Below are 21297 nucleotides of genomic sequence, written 5' to 3'. Positions count from 1 at the left end.
ATGGAATCAGAAGATTTAATAGTAGTAGAAGTATTTTGCACTATTTGCGAAGTAGAACGCACATTAATAGACGAACTCGAAGAATTTGGATTGGTACAACTCCAGCATGTCGATGGAATAAAATATATACATACAGAACATTTACCAAGAGTTGAAAAGATTCTTCGCTTTCACAACGATTTAAACATTAATAAAGAAGGAATTGAAATAGTACTAAATTTAATGGACCGCATTGAACAGCAAAATACTAAATTGAATTATTTGGAAATGAAGCTGAAACTGTATGAATAAATAGCTTTCTGCATCAATATTTTAATTTTGTAAATCATACGTCAGATGTTGTAATCGAAATGACTAATCTTATTGTAATTTTAAATTAATTAATAATCATAAAAATTAGAGCTATGAAATCGAATCAACCACAAAGCCCGAACACGTCAAATTCTAATAATAAAGGAGGAGACAACAGAAGTGATATGAGAAAACACGAATACAAAGACCACGAAGAGGTATTAACCAACGATGAAAATTTTGACGTAGACACTCAGAAGTTCAAGGGAGAAGAAAAACCAGATTGGGACGATAAACTCAACAATGAAGAAAAGAAATAAGGAATAAAAAATGCCTCAATTTAAAGTTGAGGCATTTTTTTATACTATTTAATTACAGAAACCGGTTCTTTATTTTCGTTTAGAGCTACAAAAGTAAAATCGCCTGAAACGGCTTTTTCCCGCTCCAATGAATACATTTTTTCTACATAAATTTCTACGTGAACTTTAAGACTTGTATTACCAATGTAGGTCACTTTTCCAATAAATTCTGCAAAAGTACCCGCTGGAATTGGCTTTTTGAAGTCAATTCGGTCACTACTTACTGTTACCATCCGTTGTCTACTGAAACGTGTTGCGGTAATAAATGCTACTTCATCCATCAATTGCATTGCAGTTCCTCCAAATAAAGTATCGTAATGATTTGTGGTATTGGGAAAAACAGCTTTAAAAATATGCGTTTCCGATGCGCTAATTTTTTCTTCTAAGGTCATAATTATAGTTTTTGAGTATGTTGTTTGCCCCATTTTAAAAATGTGCTTCCGTAGGTAAATCCAGCACCAAATGCAGTTACTAATAAATTGTCTCCTTCTTTAAAATCTTTTTTAAAATCCCACATGCAAAGCGGAATTGTAGCGGCTGTAGTATTGCCGTACTTTTCTATATTGACTTTTACTTTATTCATTGGAAAATTTAAATTATTACTGACAGCCTCTATTATTCTCAAATTCGCCTGATGCGGAATAATCCAGTCAATATCTTCCGTTTTTAAAGCATTTCGCTCCATGATTTCGATACAAGTAGAAGTCATTCCTAAAATAGCACTTTTAAAAACAGTTCTTCCATCTTGCTGTATAAAATGTTTTTTATGTTCTATAGTTAATGCAGATGCAGGAAATAATGACCCTCCAGCAGGAACCGATAGAAACGCATTTCCTTTCCCGTCCACTTTAAATATGTTATCAATCAAACCATTTTCATCAGTTGACGATTCTAATAGAACTGCTCCTGCACCATCACCAAAAAGGACACATGTATCTCTATCCTCATAATTGACAATTGCACTCATTTGATCTGCTCCAATAACTATAATTCTCTTATATCGGTTACTTTCAATAAAGCTCGCGCCAACAGAAAGTGCATATAAAAATCCAGAGCAAGCAGCATTGAGATCAAATCCCCAAGCATTAATAAGTCCTGCTTTCTCGCAAATTAAAGGTGCGGTAGGTGCTAAAATATGATCCGGTGTTGATGTAGCTAGAATTACGCAATCTATAGATTTGGGATCTATTCCTGATTCTTGCAAAAGGTTTTTAACTGCGAACGCTGCCATATCAGAAGTAGCCAAGTTGACGTCATTGAGAATACGCCTTTCTTTAATTCCAGTTCTAGAAGTTATCCACTCGTCGCTAGTATTTACTTTGCTTTCAAGCATCTTATTGGTCAAAATAGTGTCGGGAACATAACCTCCGACTGCGGTAATTGTGGCATTTTTTTTAGTAATCATTCGTGATTAGAGTTGGTAGTTTTTAATTTTTAAAAATGTACTGACTTATTAAAAACACTTAGCCGAATGATAAATAAATTTACGTTGCGTATGAATACAAGTATCCCGCAAAATAAACCAATAACCTCAAATCGCGAAAGCATTGTCAAATGAAAAAAGGCAGGTCTCCTGACTTACAGCATTTTTATCTTCCTTCCCAAAAACTAAAATTTGTCTTCAGTGGATTTTGTTGATAAAAACTATATAGCTGTTTACAGTTGCGCGACAGTTCGTGAATTACACACGATTCCCTATTATCTTCGGTAAAAACCGAAGACCTTTTTATTGATATAAATAAGCAAAGAACTTAAAAGCAAAGATAACAAGAAACCGCACTAGGACTAATGTTATTTAACTTTTAGAGTAAAAAAAATACCGTTTCAAAAAATGAAACGGTATTTTAAATAATATAGTGAACAGATATTTCTATTTAATAAGCTCAATTTTCTGAGTTTCTTCTATATTGACACTGTCAAAAAATCCTTGGTCACTCATCCAATCATCACTAAATACTTTACTCATATAACGTGAACCGTGATCTGGAAAAATGGCTATTACATTACTATTTTCATCAAATTCGCCTTCTTCTGCATACTGTCTGATGGCTTGTAAAACAGCTCCTGAAGTATATCCTACAAATAAACCTTCTCTCTTGGCAATTTCTCTTGCAGCATGTGCACTATCTTCATCAGAAACTTTCATGAATTTGTCTATTAGATCAAAGTCAGTTGCAGATGGAATCAAGTTTTTTCCTAAACCTTCAATGCGGTACGGATAAATTTCAGCATTGTCAAATTCTCTTGTTTCATGGTATTTTTTCAATACCGAACCAAAAGCATCAACTCCTAAAATTTTAATAGCTGGATTTTGCTCTTTCAAGTACTTTGCAGTTCCAGAAATAGTTCCACCTGTTCCGCTGCAAGCGATAAGATGTGTAATTTGTCCACCTGTCTGCTCCCAAATTTCAGGCCCAGTACTGTAGTAATGCGCATCAATATTCAATTGATTAAAATACTGATTGATGTAAACCGAACCCTTTGTTTCTTCATGCAAACGCTTTGCTACATTGTAGTAAGAACGTTCATCATCTGCAGAAACATGAGCCGGACATACATAAACTTTGGCACCCAAACTACGCAACATGTCAATCTTATCCTTAGATGATTTTGAACTTACCGCAAGAATACAATTGTATCCTTTAATGATGCTCACCATTGCTAAACTAAATCCAGTGTTTCCAGAAGTAGTTTCAATGATAGTATCTCCAGGTGTAAGAATTCCTTTTCGTTCCGCTTCTTCAATAATATATAGCGCGATTCGGTCTTTTGTTGAATGTCCGGGATTGAATGCTTCTACTTTAGCATAAAAATTACCAATTAAACCTTCGGTAACTTTTTTAATTTTAATAAGTGGTGTATTACCGATTAAACCCAGTACATTATCGTAAGCTTTTATTTCCTCTTTCATAAAAAAATTGTTATTTGAGGTTTTCAATCGTGTTAATCAACCTCACAACGGTGCAAATTTAACAAAAAAAATCTAATTACTTATCGATTCCTTCTAAATCTAATAAAAATGCAAACTCTTTGGCAAGTTCTTTCAGTGCTTCAAAACGTCCTGAAGCCCCGCCATGACCCGCGTCCATGTTAGTGTCAAGGTACAAAACATTTTTATCTGTTTTCATCGCTCTTAACTTGGCCACCCACTTTGCAGGTTCAAAATACTGTACTTGCGAATCGTGTAAACCTGTAGAAACATACATATTTGGGTAAGCTTGCGCTTTCACATTATCGTAAGGTGAATAAGAACGCATGTAATCGTATGAAATTTTCTCATTCGGATTTCCCCATTCATCGTATTCTCCAGTAGTTAACGGGATTGTATCGTCTAACATAGTAGTCATTACATCCACAAAAGGCACTTGTGCAATGACACCATTATATAATTCAGGTGCCATATTTACAACAGCTCCCATAAGCAAACCTCCAGCAGAACCGCCTTCAGCATACAAATGTTTCGCAGAGGTAAATTTCTGATCAATTAGATATTTAGAACAATCAATAAAATCCGTAAACGTATTTTTCTTCTTTAATAATTTTCCATTCTCGTACCATTCTCTTCCCAATTCTTCTCCACCTCTAATGTGAGCAATTGCATACACAAAACCTCTATCCAATAAAGTAAGACGTGTAGAACTAAAATAAGGATCCATATTGGCACCGTAAGAACCGTAAGCATAAAGCAATAATGGATTTTTACCGTCTTTTTTTAGTCCTTTTTTATAAATAATAGACATCGGAACTTTTGTACCATCCGTTGCGGTAGCCCAAATTCGTTCTTCTGTGTAGTTGTTTTTGTCAAATTTACCTCCTAATACGGCTTGCTCCTTCTTTACCTCCTTCGTTTTGGTTTTCATATTAAAATCAATAACTGATGAAGGCGTTCCCATAGATTGGTAACTGTAACGCAAAATATCGGTATCAAAATCAACATTTGTTGTTGGTGAAGCGGTGTATGTTTCAATTTCAAAAGGCAAATAATATTCGTCTTTACCGCTCCAAGGCATAATACGAATTTTACTTAAACCATTTGTACGTTCAGAAACAACCAAGTAATCTTTGAAGATGTCAATATCTTCTACCAAAGTTTCTTTTCTATGTGGAATCAAATCTTTCCAATTGTCTTTCGAAGTCGCATTTTCAGGCGTTTTCATGACTTTGAAATTCGTAGCATTATCCTTATTGGTCAAAATGTAGAAACTGTCTCCATAATGAGAAATCGCATATTCCAATCCACGAAGTCTTGGTTGAAAAACCTTAAAACTTCCAGTTGGATTGTCTGTCAATAACGTTTGATACTCTGTAGTTAATGTACTACTCGATTCAATGATAATATATTTTTTAGATTTTTCTTTACCAATACCTACATTAAAAGTATCGTCTTTTTCCTCAAAAACCAATGGATCTTTTTTGTCTGCAGTACCTATTTGGTGTCGGTATACTTTATCAGAACGCAACGTTTTTTTGTCTTGAGTTACATAAAAAAACGTTTTATTATCATTGGCCCAAACGCCGCTGCCACTAACGTTGTCAATTTTATCAGATAACAATTCACCAGTTTCCAAATTTTTAACTTGCATCGTATAAATTCTTCTTCCTACAACATCAGTAGAAAAAAGAGCCATTTTATTATCTGGACTGATGCTCATTCCTCCTAAATTGAAATACGACTGCCCTTTTGCCAATTCATTACAATCAAAAAGAATTTCTTCTTTGGCATCCATCGAACCTTTCTTTCGAGAATAGATGGGATAATCTTTTCCAGTTTCAAAACGCGTTAGGTAAAAATATCCATTTAAGAAATAAGGAACAGAAGAATCATCTTCCTTAATCCTAGTTTTCATCTCGTCAAACAATTCTTTTTGAAGTGTTTGCGTATGAGCCGTCATTTTTTGGTAATACTCGTTTTCTTTGTTCAGGTAATCAATAACCTCTGGATTCTCACGATCGTTGAGCCAGTAGTAATTATCAGTTCGGACGTCGCCAAATTTTTCTAATGTTTTGGGAATCATTTTTGCCACAGGTGGCTGTATATTATCAGACATTTTTGAGTCGTTTTTTTTATTGCATGAAGTTGCAAAAATAAAACAAAGACTGGCTAAAACAGTTGCGTTTTTCATAAATTTAATAGGTGTTATAACAATGCAATTTAATAAATTTGTAATTACAAAAATTTAAAAATTATAAACAATGTTTGGAGACTTAATGGGAATGATGGGCAAGCTGCAAGAAGCACAACAAAAAGTGGCAGAAACAAAAGAACGATTGAATACCGTATTGATAGACGAGCAAAGCAACGACGGTCTTTTTAAAGTAACGCTTACCGCAAATCGCGTGATCAAATCAGTAAGCATAGACGATAGTTTATTGGAAGATAAAGAGCAATTGGAAGACTACTTTCTATTAGTTATGAACAAAGCAATTGAAAAAGCAAGTGCTATTAATGAAGCTGAATTGGCTGCTGCTGCAAAAGACGGCATGCCTGATCTTCCTGGAATGGACATGTTTAAGTAGTGGGATTTAGGATTTTTGAGTTATGATTTAGGGCTTGATGCGTAGGATTTAGGATTTTTTTAATTAGGATTATAGAGCCCTTTAAATTTATATAATCACAGTTCATAAATCATATTTCATAATTCTTTCTGGGCGTGCCCTTTTATGTTTTCTTCCCGCCTTTCAGGACAGGAAGAAAACATAAAACGTCAGGCTGTCCGTTCCCGCTTTTATTGCTTTCCCCCAAGCAATAAAGAGCTCCTCTAGCATCCTTCACGCGGGATGTGTTCTTACGATGGAAAATATTTTTTACAATAAATTTCTTTATAACTTCATTCCAAAGTCAATTCTGTCATCTTTAAAAATTGACAAGATAGAGTTGCATTTCATGCCTATTTCCACACTACCTTTAAAAAATAATATAACTTTTAAAATAATCGTGTACTCTTTCAACAGATCCAATCCAAATGTCAAAGCAAATTACCATTACACTTCTCCTTTTAATCGGGTTTTTATCTTTATCCTCGTGCATTTCCGACCAGAATAAGGAAAGTTGCATCAGCGGTCGGATCCAAGATGAACTTGGAAATCCGTTAGAAGATGTAATTATAACCTATCGAAATTCTTTGATAACAACTCAAACCGATGTTGCTGGTAATTTTGAATTCAATCAACCGAGAACGCTGTTTATAGATTTTAAAAAGGAAGGTTATCAGACTTTATCCACAAAAATAAACAACTTTTCTGAAGATGCATTCTACAATTTTAATACTATTACTTTAAACAAAATAACTTCTTCAACAACTCTTTATAAAGATATTTCGTTAAATACAGATTCAAAATTTTTAAATTTAAAGTTTTATGGAACGGTACTAAATTCGTTTGGACAACCTTTAAAAGACGTGAATCTTACTTTAATTGATTCAACCGTAGAAACATATAGTATGAAAGGTGAAGGTCATTTTGAGTTTAAAATCTTTGATAATGCAATCGCTATTGAAAAACAAGGATTTAGAAAATTTCAAATAAACCAGCAATATTACGAGAAGGAAAAACAATCTATTACGTTGTTAGAAACCAGCCAGAAATCAGGAATTTATGTTTTAAAAGAGGGTAAATATATTGCTTTGCCAAAAGCAAAACTTATTTATAAATCAGAAGAAAAAATTGGAAGTGTACTTTGGGGTGGAAATTTCGCCTATAACATCACTGATTTTTATTATCCCAAAAACGCTAAAGAATTTAAAATTGAAAATGATTCTATAGTACGGTTTCTGATTTTTGAACCAAATTTTAGCAGCGGTCTTTTTGAAGCGCAAAATGAAGACGGCTTTTTAGGCACAGCAGATTATAAGTTGAGTCAAACTCCTTTTCCCGATTCAAAAGCAGAATTACTTCCCATTACCAAAATTTATCCACCAAAAAATAGCACGAATTCTTTTGACGCTCCAAAAATTATTGATTTTAAACCTTCCAGCAGAAATAAGAAATATGTTTTTGTAAATTCTAAAAGCAGAACAGGATTTTATTTTAAATATTAGGAGCATTTTCAAATTTAGAAAGTTACTATTCTATGTAATTAAATGCCAATAATATTGATTTTTGCAAGTTACAGGATTCAAAGTAAGTTCCACTCCTACTCTAGTAGCGATCATATATTGTATTTTCAAATAATATACCGCTAAGCAGAATTATTCAATAAAAAGAGGTAAATTGAGCATCAAATTAAAATATTGAAATCATGATAACAGCCTCATTAAGAACAAATCTCAACTATAACGAAGATAAAGTTACCATTACAGTGCTGATGGAAACAGCTACTTCAAAAGAAATCCGCATTTTATTTAAAAAAGGACAACTGATGAAGGAGCACAAAGCCGGTTTTCCAATTACAGTTGAAATCCACGAAGGTGCCATTGAATTTGGCGTAAATGGCGAAAAGATGCATTTAATTGCGGGTGATTTAATTTCGCTGGATGCAAATGTTCCACATGATTTGCTGGCGAAGGAAGACAGTATTGTCCGATTGACTTTGTCAAAATTAGACACAGTAGATCGCGTGAAAAAAGTGATTGAATAGCGATTACAACTAGCTATCTAAAGTGCACACTTTAAAAAAAAAAATATTTAATAAGCGATCTAAATTCAACCTCAATTGAAATTTAAATCGCTTTTATCGTGCAACCTAAACTGCGGCAATTTGGGTAGTAAGCCTCTTTGCATCAAATAACATTTTAATTTGTCCTCTTATAGCGAAACCTTTATAGCAACATAATTTTTAAACAAATAGAGTTTTTTAACATTGTGCTATTGCGGCAAATTACTATTTTAAATCCTATTCTTACGCAATAACGGCATCAATCAAGGCGTTCTAGATACTCTTATTTTTATCCTAAAAAATGTTAACAAAAATTGAAATGAATTACCTTTACATTTTGTCGGTTGATTTTTTTTTATTTTAAATCCTGCTCCTTGAATCTCTAATTATAGAAGCTAGTATTCTCTAAAAATAAAATAATATCTGTCAGGAATGAAGATTTGCATCGTCAACTAATTTAAAGAACTGCTATGAAACATCTATTTCAACTTATCCTACTATTGACTGCAAGCCTTTGTTTGGCTCAAAAAAGCATTCCACAGGTTTTAGAAAAATTGAATAAAAAGACAGTGCCCTACGTTACGTCAATGAAATTAAAATCCATGAAATCCTATGTGATCCTAGATTCGAGAGAACCTGAAGAATATGCCGTCAGTCATATTAAAAATGCAATGTTTGTTGGTTATAATAAATTTGACAGTGATCAATTTGTAGCAAATGTTCCTGATAAAGCGGCTACAATCGTAGTGTATTGTTCGCTTGGCGTTCGAAGTGAAAACATTGGAGAAAAGTTGCAAAAGTTGGGTTATAAAAATGTTTTAAATCTATACGGAGGTATTTTTGAATGGAAAGATAGTGGCGGAAAAGTCTACAACAGTAAAAATAACGTAACTGATAGTATCCACACCTTTAACAAAAGATGGGGTTCCTACTTAAAACGAGGAATTAAGGTGTATTAAGACAAATGATCTTCTAATTTTAAACAAAATTTTTAATCCGTTTTTATTAGAAAGGTTTTGATTTAGATGGTTAAATTTTAGAAAACCTGAATAAAAATAACAGCTTATGATCGTTTGAAAAATAAGCATTATAAATTTTTGATCTATTATGACAGAATATCTAGAAACCATTACAAATTCTTACAGCGGATATTTTAATTATTTAATCAGCGAGATTTTATATTGGAAATGGGACAACTATTTTTATGGATTGATTGCCATATCATTAGTAGTATGGTTGCTTGAGATTTTATTTCCATGGCGAAAACAACAAGCTATTTTCCGTAAAGATTTCTGGCTGGATTTGTTCTATTTGTTCTTTAATTTTTTCCTACTGAATTTAATTCTACTCATTGCTTTATCGAATGTAGTGCAACAGTTTTTAAACAATTTATTGAACGTATTTGGATTTGAATTGACTTCCATCCAACTCTTTTCCATTTCTGAATTGCCAAAACCTATAGCATTATTGGTGTTTTTCCTCGTCAGCGATTTTCTGCAGTGGAATGTGCATCGTTTGCTTCATACCATTCCGTTCTTGTGGAAAATTCATAAAACGCACCACAGTGTAAAGGAAATGGGTTTTGCCGCTCATTTTAGATACAATTGGATGGAACCGATTGTGTATAAATCTCTGCTTTATATTCCTATTATTTTAGTTGGTGGCGTAAACCTCGAAGATGTTTTTATTGTACATTTCATATCCATTGCCATTGGACATTTAAACCATGCTAATATTGGTTGGGATTACGGGTATTTGAAATACATTTTCAACAATCCTAAAATGCACATTTGGCACCATAGTAAAGAAATACCAAACAAATACGGTGTCAACTTTGGAATCTCTTTAAGTCTGTGGGATTACTTGTTTAGAACCAATTACATTCCGTCTGATGGTCGCGATATTGAATTGGGTTTTCACGACGAGAACGAGTTTCCGGAAGATTTTGTGCAACAAGAATTCTATCCGTTTAAAAAATAAATGCTTTTTTGTGTCAGGAATGACTTTGTTAACGGTCTATACGTATATAATTTAAAATTACATTGATGAAAAAATATATCTTAAGTCTGCTTTTATTGCCTTTGCTTTCTTGTGGAAACAATAAAAACGCTGGTGAAATTCCAACGGAAGCTTATCAAAATAGTACTACAACTGTTGCAAACATGGACCATTCAAAATGGAATGCATTGTTGCAAAAAAATGTTTCTCAAAATGGAAATGTAAATTACAAAGCATTTCAGCAAGACCAAAAACAACTGCAAGTATATTTATCAGAATTAGCATCGAATGTACCCAACAAATCTTGGTCTAAAAATGCCACACTTGCGTATTGGATCAATACTTATAACGCTTATACGGTTCAATTAATTTTAAATAATTATCCGACCAAAAGCATCAAAGACATTAAAGATCCTTGGGGAAATAAGTTCTTTACCTTGGGAACTAAAAAATACAGCTTAGAAGAAGTTGAGCATGAGATTTTGAGAAAAATGAATGAACCTAGAATCCATTTCGCCATTAATTGTGCTTCATTTTCATGTCCAAACTTACTAAACGAAGCATATTCTGATGCTAAACTTGAACAGCAATTAACAACGGTCGCAAAGCGTTTTGTGAACGATGCTTCCAAAAATACTATTACAGCAAACAAAATAGAAATTTCGAAGATATTCGATTGGTTTGAAGGTGATTTCGAAACGAAAGGTTCTGTAATTGATTATTTAAATCAGTACAGTACAGTAAAAATAAATAGTAAAGCAAAAGTAAGTTACAAAGACTACAATTGGAGTTTGAATGACTAACATTTCCATTATCATACCCGTTTTTAATGAAGCAAATAGAATAGAAAACTTTATAGACTACTTGAAAAACAACAGCAGCAATTTAGAAAAGGTAGAAATCCTAATTGTTGACGGAGGAAGTACAGACGACTTAAAACACAAAATAAAAGAAGGCGAAAACTTACGAATTATTCATTCTGAAAAAGGACGAGCAACACAGATGAATGCAGGAGCAAAAATGGCGAAGGGTTCCCTACTCTATTTCTTGCATTGTGACAGTTATCCACCCAAGCATTTTGACCGTTTGATTAAGGAAGCCGTTGATAAAGGAAACTTAGCAGGTTGTTTCCGAATGAAATTTGATTTAGTACATCCCGTTTTGATGGTTTCGCAATGGTTCACGCGATTCAATCATATTTCTTGCCGAGGTGGCGACCAGTCGTTGTTCATTTCCAAGCATTTGTTTAATGAAATTGATGGTTTTAACGAACAGTACATCATTTATGAGGACAATGAAATCGCGTCTAAATTATATGATAGAAAGCAATTTGTAGTACTTCCTGAATATGTAATTACATCAGCTAGAAGGTATAAGGTGAACGGTGTTTGGAATTTACAATACCATTTCAGTATTATTCATCTCAAACGTAGATTAGGCCATTCTGCAGAAAATATGCTTGAATATTATAAAAAATACGTCCGTTGAAAATTGCAAGTAGTAACTTACTACTACTAATTACCCCGAGAAACACTAATATTAATAGAACACCTAAATAATTCACAATGAAAAAAATGACACTTGCTTTAACCGCGTTATTCTTAACAACTATAGGTTGCAAGCCAACTGATAAAGAACTAACTTTTACTGATAAAGTAGAAAAAGCACATCATACCGAAGCCTTTTTAGCCCAAGAAGCGGTACAATTTGATTTAAAATTAGAATTTGGCGGAAGCGAAAGAATGAATGCTAAATTCACACTTTTAACCAATTCTTCCAAAGGAGCAATTGAATTTGAAAACGGTTCAAAAATAGTATTTGATAACGCGAAAGTGTCGTACGCTCCTACTATTCCAAATGAAGAGGCCGTTCGTTTTGATGCTTTTACATGGAGCTACTTTTTCTTATTTCCGAATAAATTAAGCGACCCAGGAACAATTTGGAATGCTTACGATAACAAAGAAAAAGATGCAGCGAATTACCTGACTGAAAAACTTACGTTCAAATCAGGAACAGGAGACGCACCAGACGATTGGTATGTAGTTTATGCCGATGCAAAAACAAATTTAATTGAAAAAGCGGCTTATATTGTGACTCTTAAGGCTGGTAAAGAAGCTGCTGAGAAAAATCCGCATGCCATTCAGTATTTAGAATACAAAGACGTTGATGGAATTCCGATGGCAACGAAATGGATTTTTTGGGGGTGGGAAGAAGGAAAAGGATTAACGGAAGATTTGGGTCATGCAACATTAAGCAACATCCAATTTATCAAAGCGGATGCAGCTTATTTTACAGCTGGAGCGGACTTTTTAACCAAGTAATTTCGTTTTTTTAATAACGTACAAAAAGCTTTTATTATGGAACATATCGTCATCGTAGGTAACGGAATTGCAGGAGTTACATTGGCACGTCACATTCGAAAAAAATCGGACGCAAAAATTACAATTGTATCTTCTGAAAATGAGTATTTCTTCTCCCGAACCGCGTTGATGTACGTGTTCATGGGACATATGAAATTTGAACATACCCAATCGTATGAGAATGATTTCTGGAAAAAAAACAAAATAAATCTGCTTCAAGGTTTAGTGACGACCGTTCTCACAGCTTCAAAAGAAATTGTTTTATCAAATAACGACACCATTAAGTTTGATAAATTAGTACTGGCTACAGGTTCAAAACCAAATAAATACGGTTGGCCAGGACAAGATTTGAAAGGTGTTACGGGACTGTATCATAAAAAAGATTTAGAAAATCTGGAAGAATGGGCTCCACAAACCAAGCGAGCGGTTATTGTTGGCGGTGGTTTGATTGGTATTGAACTAGCAGAGATGCTTCGTTCCCGCGATATTCCAGTAACTTTTTTAGTCCGTGAGAAAACGTTTTGGGGAAGTGTTTTGCCTTTCGGCGAAAGCCAAATGATTAACCGACACATCTTGGAACACCATATCGATTTAAGATTAGGAACCAATCTGGTCGAAATTCTATCGGATGAAAAGGGACATGTAAAAGGCATCGTTACCGATAAAGGAGAAACCATCGATTGTGAAATAGTAGGTTTAACAGCAGGGGTTTCTCCAAATATTGACTTCTTGAAAGATTCTGGTATTGAGTTAAATAAAGGTGTTAAGGTAAACCGTTACTTGGAGACTAATATTGCAGATATTTATGCCATTGGTGATTGTGCAGAACAACATGAAGGGATCGATTTACGACGTCCAATTGAAGCCGTTTGGTATACCGGACGAATGATGGGAGAAACACTGGCTCAAACATTAACGGGAAATCCAACGGAATATAAACCGGGACATTGGTTCAATTCGGCAAAATTTCTAGACATAGAATACCAGACTTACGGTTGGGTTTGGGCAAATCCAAAGGAAAATGAAGTTCATTTTTATTGGGAACACCACAAAGGCAAGAAAGCCATCCGAATTTCATTTGATAAAGAAAGCCGCACTTTTTTAGGAATTAATACTTTTGGCATTCGAATGCGTCACGCCTTTTTTGACAAGGTTTTAACGGACAAACAAACAGTAGATTTTGTTATTTCTCATTTGAAAGACGCCAACTTCGACCCAGAATTTTTTACCTCTTATGAATCCGAAATCCAAAAACAATTCGCCGACCAATTTGTAGGTGTAAAAAAAACATAAATATGAGTAAACAAGTAGAAAATAAATCCATTGCCTCGCACGAAAACTTGCAAATGGATGGCATCCAAAAATTAGGAATTGCATTGGGGTTACTCGGTTTGTTCATCATGGCACTGGCACTTTTTAACGTTTCCTTTCCCCACAAAGGGATTTGGCTGGGTGGTGCAATCGTCTCCATTTTAGTAGGAATTGTGGTATATGCCAACAGAACCTATCTCAACCAACCAGAAGGAATAAAAAATAATGGAGTTTGGCACAAAGATTTCACTAATAGAGGGAGCTGGGCTTGGATGATTGGAATTATTCTTACCGCTTTTTATGTTGTTTTGTATTGGTTTCCAAAATACCTTGGACTCAATGAAGACGGCGGTACAAATACAGGAATTGTTGGTTTTTTCGACCCGTTAAGTTATATTTTAAATGGAAAAGCAGCAAGCCAGTGGTTTGTGTATGGAACGCTTTATACAATTGCAATTGTAGGTCTCGGTTATAAATTCATTTTAAAATACAGACACAACAAATACCAATTGGTCCGAACGATTTCGGTCATGTTTTTTCAGTTGGGTTTTGCATTTTTAATACCTGAAATCCTAGCCAAACTGAATCCAGAACAAGCCTACTTTGCAAAAGATATAAAAAATATGTGGCCTTTGAACTACTACTTTTTTGAAGATTGGCATTTGACAAACATGCTGAATGGAGGAAATTTAGGGATGTTTATGTTGGTTTTCGGTATAGCGATGATATTTATTATTTCGCCTATCCTGACCTATTTGTACGGGAAACGCTGGTATTGTTCATGGGTTTGCGGTTGTGGAGGTTTAGCTGAAACTGCCGGAGACAGCTACCGCCATTTGTCCAATAAATCAGATACTGCTTGGAAAATTGAACGCTGGATGATTCATTTGGTTCTGGTATTTTCTTTTGTAATGACCATTGCCGTTGTATTTACCTTTTTATCTAATAATCCAGAAATGAGCTTTATTACCAAAGACCATTTTATCTGGGGAATTGTTGGTTTCTTAACCGTATTTACAGGCGCTTTATACGTTTTTAAACGCAAAGATTTGGATGCCGATGCAGTGTATACAATGCTTTCTTTAGTTGCTATAATTATCATTTCGTTATTGATTAACTACTTTTCAGGGAATCAGAATATTCTTTTTATCGACAGTAGTGCACTAAAACAATGGTATGGTTTTGCAATTGGTGCTGCATTTAGTGGTGTTGTGGGTGTAGGTTTTTATCCGCTTTTAGGGAATCGAGTTTGGTGCCGTTTTGGTTGTCCAATGGCAGCGATATTAGGGTTGCAACAACGCTTATTTTCTAAATTTCGAATTACAACCAATGGCGGTCAATGCATCTCCTGCGGAAACTGTTCTACCTACTGCGAAATGGGAATTGACGTGAGAAGTTACGCAGAAAAAGGCGAAAACATAGTTCGTTCTTCCTGTGTAGGTTGCGGTGTTTGTTCGGCTGTTTGTCCAAGAGGAGTTTTGAAATTGGAGAACGGCAGCGAAGACGGAAGAATCAATTCCAATGAAATTTTACTCGGAAATGACGTAAATTTGTTGGATTTGCTAAACAAAAAGTAAATGACAAGTATAAAAGTAATCATTCCAGCCTTTAACGAAGAGCAATCGATCGGCAAGGTAATTCAAGAAATACCTCAATTAGTTTCCGAGGTTATTATTGTAAACAACAACTCGACGGATGCTACGGCAAAAGTGGCGTTGGAATACGGTGCTACTGTACTTTCTGAACAGAGAAAAGGCTATGGATATGCTTGTTTAAAAGGTATGGATTACATTTCGAAACAAGAAATCAAACCTGATATCATTGTTTTCTTGGACGGAGACTATTCAGATTACCCTGAAGAATTGACTAAAATTATTCAACCTATTCTCGACGGAACTGCTGATTTTGTGGTTGGAGCGAGGGTGGCTGCTTTAAGAGAAGAAGGGTCAATGACGCCACAACAAATTTTCGGAAATAAATTAGCAACCGTTTTAATGAAATTGTTCTTTGGTTCTAAATTCACTGATTTAGGTCCATTTCGAGCCATTAAATACGACACGCTTTTAGCGCTAAAAATGCAGGACAAAACCTACGGCTGGACCGTGGAAATGCAATTAAAGGTTTTGAAGAAAAAAATGGCTTACGCAGAAATTCCAGTCCATTATAAAAATCGTATTGGTGTTTCAAAGGTGTCTGGAACTTTAAAAGGGACCGTCATGGCAGGAATAAAAATTATAGGTTGGATTTTTAAATATGCTTTTAAATAATATGTTAGTACTTTCTTACTTCATCCTGTTTCTCTACAGCCTGTCTATTGTATTGATTTTTTTATACGGTTTGGCACAATTGAATTTGCTTATCAATTATTTGCGAAGTAAAAAGAAACAGGACAATGCTCCTAAATTTGATTTCAAAAATCCTAACGAAATACCTTTTGTAACCATTCAGCTTCCACTTTACAACGAAAAATATGTGGTAGAACGACTGCTATTGTCTATTTCTAAGCTAGAATATCCCAGAGAAAAATTGGAAATCCAAGTTTTAGATGATAGTACCGATGAAAGTGTGATAGCTACTAAAACAATTATTAATGCGTTACAACTTTCAGGGTTAGACATCAAACATCTAACAAGAGTCAACCGGATTGGCTTTAAAGCGGGTGCCTTAAAAGAAGGTTTGGTGACGGCAAAAGGAGAATTTATTGCTATTTTCGATTCTGATTTTGTGCCGCAAAGCGACTGGTTACTGCAAACCATTCCGTACTTTAAAAACGAAAATACAGGCGTGGTACAAACGCGTTGGGGACATTTGAACAGAAATTATTCCTTATTGACCAAGATTCAAGCTTTTGCTTTGGATGCTCATTTTACATTGGAACAAGTGGGGCGAAATTCCCAATCTCATTTTATTAATTTCAATGGAACCGCTGGTGTTTGGAGAAAAACCTGCATTATAGATGCGGGAAATTGGGAAAGTGAAACACTCACCGAGGATTTAGATTTGAGTTACCGTGCCCAACTTAAAAAATGGAAATTTACCTACTTGGTAGATGTAGTAACGCCAGCGGAGTTACCGGTAATCATAAGTGCCGCTCGTTCGCAACAATTTCGTTGGAATAAAGGGGGTGCCGAAAATTTTAAAAAAATGAATTGGCGCGTCATAACCTCCAAGACGATTTCCTTAAAAACGAAGTTGCATGGTTTAATGCATTTGCTCAACAGCTTCATGTTTCTGTTCGTTTTCATGATGGCAGTTTTAAGTGTGCCTGTTTTATTCATCAAAAAATACTACATCCATCTGGAGCTTTTCTTTGATATTCTATTGTTTTTTGTTGTCACCTCTCTTATTTTTTTTGTGTGTTATTGGTTTACCTACAAGAAAGTTCATGGCGGTGGATTTAAAAATTTTATCAAGTATATCGGTCTCTTTTTTGCTTTTTACACCATTGCAATGGGGTTTTCATTCCACAACAGCATAGCTGTTTTAGAAGGTCTTTGGGGTAAAAAAAGCGACTTCATCCGGACTCCAAAATTTAATGTGGAAAGCCTAAAAGAAAAATGGAAGCAAAACACCTACATCTCTAAAAAAGTTTCGAAATTTGTAGTCGTGGAAGGCTTGTTAATGCTTTACTTTTTATTCGGAATCTACAGCGGTATTCGTTTGGATGATTTTGGATTGATGCCGTTTCACGTGATGCTTTTTCTGGGATATGGTTTTGTTTTTGTGAAATCAATTCAAGGAACGCGATGATTATTGAATGTTCAAATTCTTTCAAAACTACAGCTTATGCCCTATTGGCTGCTTTTATTTATGGCTATATTGCCTATTTTTTAGAGCGAACTGATTTTGTACCTTTGACAATTTCGTTTGGACTGCTATTTTTCTTTTCCTATCAAATCGTTCAATTACAAAAGAATAATTTTACAATTCTGATTTTAATTGCACTCGTATTCCGACTGCTTTTCATAATCAGTTTACCCAATTTATCGCAAGATTTCTACCGTTTTATTTGGGACGGCAGACTAATTTTAGAAGGAATAAATCCATTTACGTCACTTCCAAATGACTTAATTGGCACTACTATTTTTAAGTTGCCTCAAGCACAAGAATTAATTGAAGGAATGGGGAATTTAAGTGCTTCCCATTATTCCAATTATCCTCCCGTAAACCAACTCATTTTTGTAATCGCAGGACTTTTCAGTGCCCATTCAATAGTAGGTGCTGCCATAGTTTTACGCATCATCATCATTGCAGCCGATTTTGGTACGTTGTACTTTGGAAGTAAATTACTAGAGCGATTAGGTTTTGAAAAACACCGCATTTTTTGGTATATTTTAAATCCGTTGGTATTGATAGAACTTACGGGAAACTTGCATTTTGAAGGTGTCATGCTTTTCTTTTTTATTTGGTCGATGTACCTTTTGCAACAAGATAAATGGAAATGGGCTGCTGTATTACTCGCGTTTTCCATCTCCGTTAAATTGCTGCCTTTATTATTGTTGCCGCTTTTCCTGAAATACTTAGGTTGGAAAAAAGCCGTATCGTTTTATTCAATTGTGATAGCGGTAAACGTTGTGCTATTTTTACCTTTCGTTTCAACAGATTTCATTCAAAACTATACGGAAACTATTGCTTTATGGTTTACTAATTTTGAATTCAATGCCAGTTTTTACTACCTCATTCGTGAAATTGGATTTTATTTTACAGGATATAATATCATTCATACTACAGGAAAAATAACGCCTTTCTTAATTATTGGATTTATATTGTACCGCAGTTTTTTTACCAAAAATGAAAGCAGTGTTGACTTGTTTCAAAATTTCTTAATAGTGTTAACTGTTTATCTGTTTAGTTCTACCACAGTCCATCCTTGGTACGTAATCAACCTAGTGTTACTTGCTGTTTTTACAAAATACAAATATCCTTACGTGTGGAGTTTAACCGTAATTTTAAGTTACAGTGCTTATTCTAAAGTGGTATTTGGCGAGAACTATTTGCTGATTTTTATAGAGTATGGCATGGTACTGCTATTTATTTTTTATGAAAAAGCTAAGATTTTGAGGTCGGAAAATGCAGTATCTTTGCATTTACAACATAAAAACGGCACCAAATATGGCCCTGATTAAAGACAATTCAAAAACGATTCTAGAAAAATGGGTGCATCAATTTAGTGATGAACTTTATTCTTGGGCGTTTTTTAAAACCTCTTCAAAGGAAGTTGCAGAAGATTTGGTCCAAGATACCTTTTTGGTGGCCTTTCATAAAATAGACAGTTTTGAAGGCAAAAGCCAACCGAAAACATGGTTATTTGCCATTCTTAATAATAAAATTATTGACTATTACCGGTTAAGTGCGCGAACGACGAAGAAAAATTTTAGCTTAACAGAGTCAAGTGGTAATGAATTATCCGAAGGACTTTTTAGTAGCTACGGTTGCTGGAAGAGTACTGAAATAAAGGAAAGTTGGAACAATAATGAGGTGGAGCTGTTAGATAACCCGGAGTTTAACGACGTTATGGAAGAATGTTTAGAAGACTTACCTACAAAGTGGAAACTTGCAGTTACGTCTAAATATTTAACCGTAAAAAAGACGGAAGAAATTTGTCAGGACTTAGACATCACTCCGTCCAATTATTGGCAGATCGTACACAGATCCAAATTGCTGATGAAGAAATGCTTGGATTTAAAATGGGATTAATAAATTGAAAATTCATACCAGATGCAGAATGTAATGAAACGTATGTTGGAAACTTGTAAAAAAACAACGGAGTTAATTGACAAGCAGTTGCTAACTCCCTTGACTTTCAAGGAAAAAATGCAGTTACAAGCACATAAAGCGATGTGTAAAACTTGCAGTGCTTATGAAAATCAATCCAAATTAATTGATAGTTTCATAGGCAGTTGGTTTGGGAAGGATGCTTCTAAATCAAAACTGGAAGAAGAAAAGAAGAATAAAATTATTGATGAAATAAATAAATTATAAGGTTCTAGAATATACCTGATAAACACTGCATTATTCGCGGTGTTTTTTTTTGTCCAATTGGTTATAAATAGAATATTCCTAAATCTATAAGTTTAAAGCTTTGTTAAAGAGCATTGTTATTACTAACCGATTGTTTAGATTTGCACAGTATTTAAGAAGATATGGCACGAACGAAAGAATATAAAGAAGAAGAAGTAATCGAAAAAGCAATGCTATTGTTTTGGAGAAACGGATACCAAGGTACGTCCATGCAAATGCTGGAACGCGAAATGGGAATCAATAAATTTTCAATCTATGCCAGTTTTGGAAGCAAACAAGGTGTTTTTCTGGAAAGTTTACAATGTTACAAAAGCAAAGTAAATAGTGTGTTAGAAAAACTAAAAAAGGCTTCGAACGGTATAGCCGATATTAAGCAATTCTTCTACGATTCGGTAAGTGCAAACTATACAGAAGACGAGCAAAAGGGCTGTTTTGTAACTAATACGTATAATGAATTTTCAGAATCGGAGGATGAACTGATAAAAGAACAAATGCGTGCCTTCATGGCGAATTTAAAACTGATTTTTATAGAAAAATTGCGAAGCAACGCTACAAAATCAGATGCAGAACTACTCAAATACGCAGATTTTTTACTTTTGGCAAAACATGGTTTAGCAGCCGCATCGAGAGTAAACAGTAGAGAAGAAATAGAAAATTATATCGAAATGCTTTTTACAAAATTCTAAGCATTTTTTTTACCCTAAAACTAAACAGTTGTTTAGCTATTATTAAAAATTAAATTAAAATTGAAATTATGACTACATTAAAAATTCACAACATCGAATCAGCACCAGAGAAAAGTAAAGAATTGTTAGAGCAATCGCTTAAAACAAACGGAATGATTCCTGGCTTACATGGTGTTTTAGCAGGTGCTCCTGGATTATTGGAAGGTTATCAAGTACTACATAAGTTATTTATGGAATCTTCATTTGATAAAGATGAACTAACCGTAGTATGGCAAACGATTAACGTAGAACACGAATGCCATTATTGTGTACCAGCCCATACAGCAATTGCAGGAATGATGAAAGTGGACGCTTCCATCACAGAAGCTTTAAGAAATGGAACTGCATTGCCAACAGAGAAATTACAAGCCTTACATAATTTTACATTAGCAATGGTGCGTTCTCGAGGTCAAATTACTCCAGAAGAATTGAATGCTTTTTATGCAGCAGGTTACGAAGAAAGACAAGTTTTAGAGGTGATTTTAGGTTTGTCTCAGAAAGTAATTAGCAACTATACCAATCACGTTGCCAATACACCTGTGGACGCTCCTTTTCAAAAATTTGCTTGGTCTAAAGAAGATACAAATTCAAAATAATCCATTGAAAATAATCTTGATTGCTAAATCTTTCGTACATAA

The 21297-nt window shown here is 34.4% G+C and carries 23 protein-coding genes and 1 riboswitch; of the genes, 19 read left to right on the top strand and 4 right to left on the bottom strand.

What is annotated here, in order from left to right; all coding sequences use genetic code 11:
- Positions 1–291 carry a chaperone modulator CbpM gene (locus tag H602_RS0100840; RefSeq protein ID WP_026976310.1) on the top strand — a complete coding sequence of 97 codons (291 nt, stop codon included), beginning with the start codon at positions 1–3 and terminating at the stop codon, positions 289–291.
- Between the two features lie 113 nt (positions 292–404).
- Positions 405–611 carry a hypothetical protein gene (locus tag H602_RS0100835; RefSeq protein ID WP_026976309.1) on the top strand — a complete coding sequence of 69 codons (207 nt, stop codon included), beginning with the start codon at positions 405–407 and terminating at the stop codon, positions 609–611.
- Between the two features lie 44 nt (positions 612–655).
- Here H602_RS0100835 and H602_RS0100830 read toward each other — a convergent pair whose 3' ends face one another.
- The 4 genes from H602_RS0100830 to H602_RS0100815 all read right to left on the bottom strand — a co-directional run bounded on the left by H602_RS0100830 (position 656) and on the right by H602_RS0100815 (position 5773).
- Positions 656–1042, bottom strand: a complete 387-nt coding sequence (locus tag H602_RS0100830; protein ID WP_026976308.1) for an acyl-CoA thioesterase — start codon at positions 1040–1042, stop codon at positions 656–658.
- Between the two features lie 2 nt (positions 1043–1044).
- Positions 1045–2055 (bottom strand): beta-ketoacyl-ACP synthase 3, encoded by a 1011-nt coding sequence (locus tag H602_RS0100825; RefSeq protein WP_026976307.1) that lies wholly within the window; start codon positions 2053–2055, stop codon positions 1045–1047.
- 141 nt (positions 2056–2196) lie between these two features.
- Positions 2197–2391, bottom strand: a riboswitch (cobalamin riboswitch).
- A gap of 129 nt (positions 2392–2520) precedes the next feature.
- Positions 2521–3561 carry a cysteate synthase gene (gene capA / locus H602_RS0100820; RefSeq protein WP_026976306.1) on the bottom strand — a complete coding sequence of 347 codons (1041 nt, stop codon included), beginning with the start codon at positions 3559–3561 and terminating at the stop codon, positions 2521–2523.
- A gap of 76 nt (positions 3562–3637) precedes the next feature.
- Positions 3638–5773 (bottom strand): S9 family peptidase, encoded by a 2136-nt coding sequence (locus tag H602_RS0100815; protein ID WP_026976305.1) that lies wholly within the window; start codon positions 5771–5773, stop codon positions 3638–3640.
- A gap of 70 nt (positions 5774–5843) precedes the next feature.
- Here H602_RS0100815 and H602_RS0100810 point away from each other — a divergent pair, with 70 nt between their 5' ends.
- From H602_RS0100810 to H602_RS0100730, 17 genes are all read left to right on the top strand, one after another.
- On the top strand, positions 5844–6167 hold the full coding sequence (locus H602_RS0100810) for a YbaB/EbfC family nucleoid-associated protein (RefSeq protein WP_026976304.1): 324 nt from the start codon (positions 5844–5846) through the stop codon (positions 6165–6167).
- A gap of 446 nt (positions 6168–6613) precedes the next feature.
- The gene (locus H602_RS0100805; protein ID WP_026976303.1) at positions 6614–7687 is read left to right on the top strand and encodes a carboxypeptidase-like regulatory domain-containing protein; all 1074 of its coding nucleotides are present in this window, start codon (positions 6614–6616) and stop codon (positions 7685–7687) included.
- 200 nt (positions 7688–7887) lie between these two features.
- Positions 7888–8226, top strand: a complete 339-nt coding sequence (locus H602_RS0100800) for a cupin domain-containing protein (protein ID WP_026976302.1) — start codon at positions 7888–7890, stop codon at positions 8224–8226.
- A 488-nt stretch (positions 8227–8714) separates the two neighbouring features.
- A complete protein-coding gene (locus H602_RS0100795) occupies positions 8715–9203 on the top strand; it encodes a rhodanese-like domain-containing protein (protein WP_026976301.1) in 489 nt (162 codons plus the stop codon).
- A 148-nt stretch (positions 9204–9351) separates the two neighbouring features.
- On the top strand, positions 9352–10224 hold the full coding sequence (locus H602_RS0100790) for a sterol desaturase family protein (protein ID WP_026976300.1): 873 nt from the start codon (positions 9352–9354) through the stop codon (positions 10222–10224).
- Between the two features lie 65 nt (positions 10225–10289).
- Positions 10290–11045, top strand: coding sequence for a DUF547 domain-containing protein (locus H602_RS0100785; RefSeq protein ID WP_026976299.1), 756 nt, complete (start codon positions 10290–10292; stop codon positions 11043–11045).
- On the top strand, positions 11038–11730 hold the full coding sequence (locus tag H602_RS0100780) for a TIGR04283 family arsenosugar biosynthesis glycosyltransferase (protein ID WP_026976298.1): 693 nt from the start codon (positions 11038–11040) through the stop codon (positions 11728–11730). Before H602_RS0100785 ends, H602_RS0100780 begins: the two co-directional genes overlap by 8 nt.
- 77 nt (positions 11731–11807) lie before the next feature.
- Positions 11808–12563 (top strand): DUF6503 family protein, encoded by a 756-nt coding sequence (locus H602_RS0100775; protein ID WP_026976297.1) that lies wholly within the window; start codon positions 11808–11810, stop codon positions 12561–12563.
- A 36-nt stretch (positions 12564–12599) separates the two neighbouring features.
- Positions 12600–13895, top strand: a complete 1296-nt coding sequence (locus H602_RS0100770) for an NAD(P)/FAD-dependent oxidoreductase (RefSeq protein WP_026976296.1) — start codon at positions 12600–12602, stop codon at positions 13893–13895.
- Between the two features lie 2 nt (positions 13896–13897).
- Entirely contained in the window at positions 13898–15490 is a 1593-nt protein-coding gene (locus tag H602_RS0100765; protein WP_026976295.1) for a 4Fe-4S binding protein, read from the top strand.
- Entirely contained in the window at positions 15491–16180 is a 690-nt protein-coding gene (locus H602_RS0100760; protein ID WP_026976294.1) for a glycosyltransferase family 2 protein, read from the top strand.
- A 1-nt stretch (position 16181) separates the two neighbouring features.
- On the top strand, positions 16182–17663 hold the full coding sequence (locus H602_RS0100755; protein ID WP_026976293.1) for a cellulose synthase family protein: 1482 nt from the start codon (positions 16182–16184) through the stop codon (positions 17661–17663).
- Positions 17660–19039 carry a polyprenol phosphomannose-dependent alpha 1,6 mannosyltransferase MptB gene (gene mptB / locus H602_RS17935; RefSeq protein WP_051224079.1) on the top strand — a complete coding sequence of 460 codons (1380 nt, stop codon included), beginning with the start codon at positions 17660–17662 and terminating at the stop codon, positions 19037–19039. Before H602_RS0100755 ends, mptB begins: the two co-directional genes overlap by 4 nt.
- Entirely contained in the window at positions 19026–19610 is a 585-nt protein-coding gene (locus H602_RS0100745; RefSeq protein WP_026976292.1) for a sigma-70 family RNA polymerase sigma factor, read from the top strand. Before mptB ends, H602_RS0100745 begins: the two co-directional genes overlap by 14 nt.
- Positions 19611–19631: 21 nt before the next feature.
- The gene (locus tag H602_RS20160; protein ID WP_035758621.1) at positions 19632–19895 is read left to right on the top strand and encodes a hypothetical protein; all 264 of its coding nucleotides are present in this window, start codon (positions 19632–19634) and stop codon (positions 19893–19895) included.
- A 161-nt stretch (positions 19896–20056) separates the two neighbouring features.
- Positions 20057–20620 (top strand): TetR/AcrR family transcriptional regulator, encoded by a 564-nt coding sequence (locus tag H602_RS0100735; RefSeq protein WP_026976291.1) that lies wholly within the window; start codon positions 20057–20059, stop codon positions 20618–20620.
- Positions 20621–20688: 68 nt separating this feature from the next.
- The gene (locus tag H602_RS0100730) at positions 20689–21255 is read left to right on the top strand and encodes a carboxymuconolactone decarboxylase family protein (protein WP_026976290.1); all 567 of its coding nucleotides are present in this window, start codon (positions 20689–20691) and stop codon (positions 21253–21255) included.
- Positions 21256–21297 lie beyond the last annotated feature (42 nt).

Source organism: Flavobacterium tegetincola DSM 22377, from assembly GCF_000425485.1.
GTDB lineage: Bacteria > Bacteroidota > Bacteroidia > Flavobacteriales > Flavobacteriaceae > Flavobacterium > Flavobacterium tegetincola.
The sequence above is the reverse complement of the archived record's forward strand: the minus strand, read 5'-3'. Positions and strand labels throughout refer to the sequence as shown.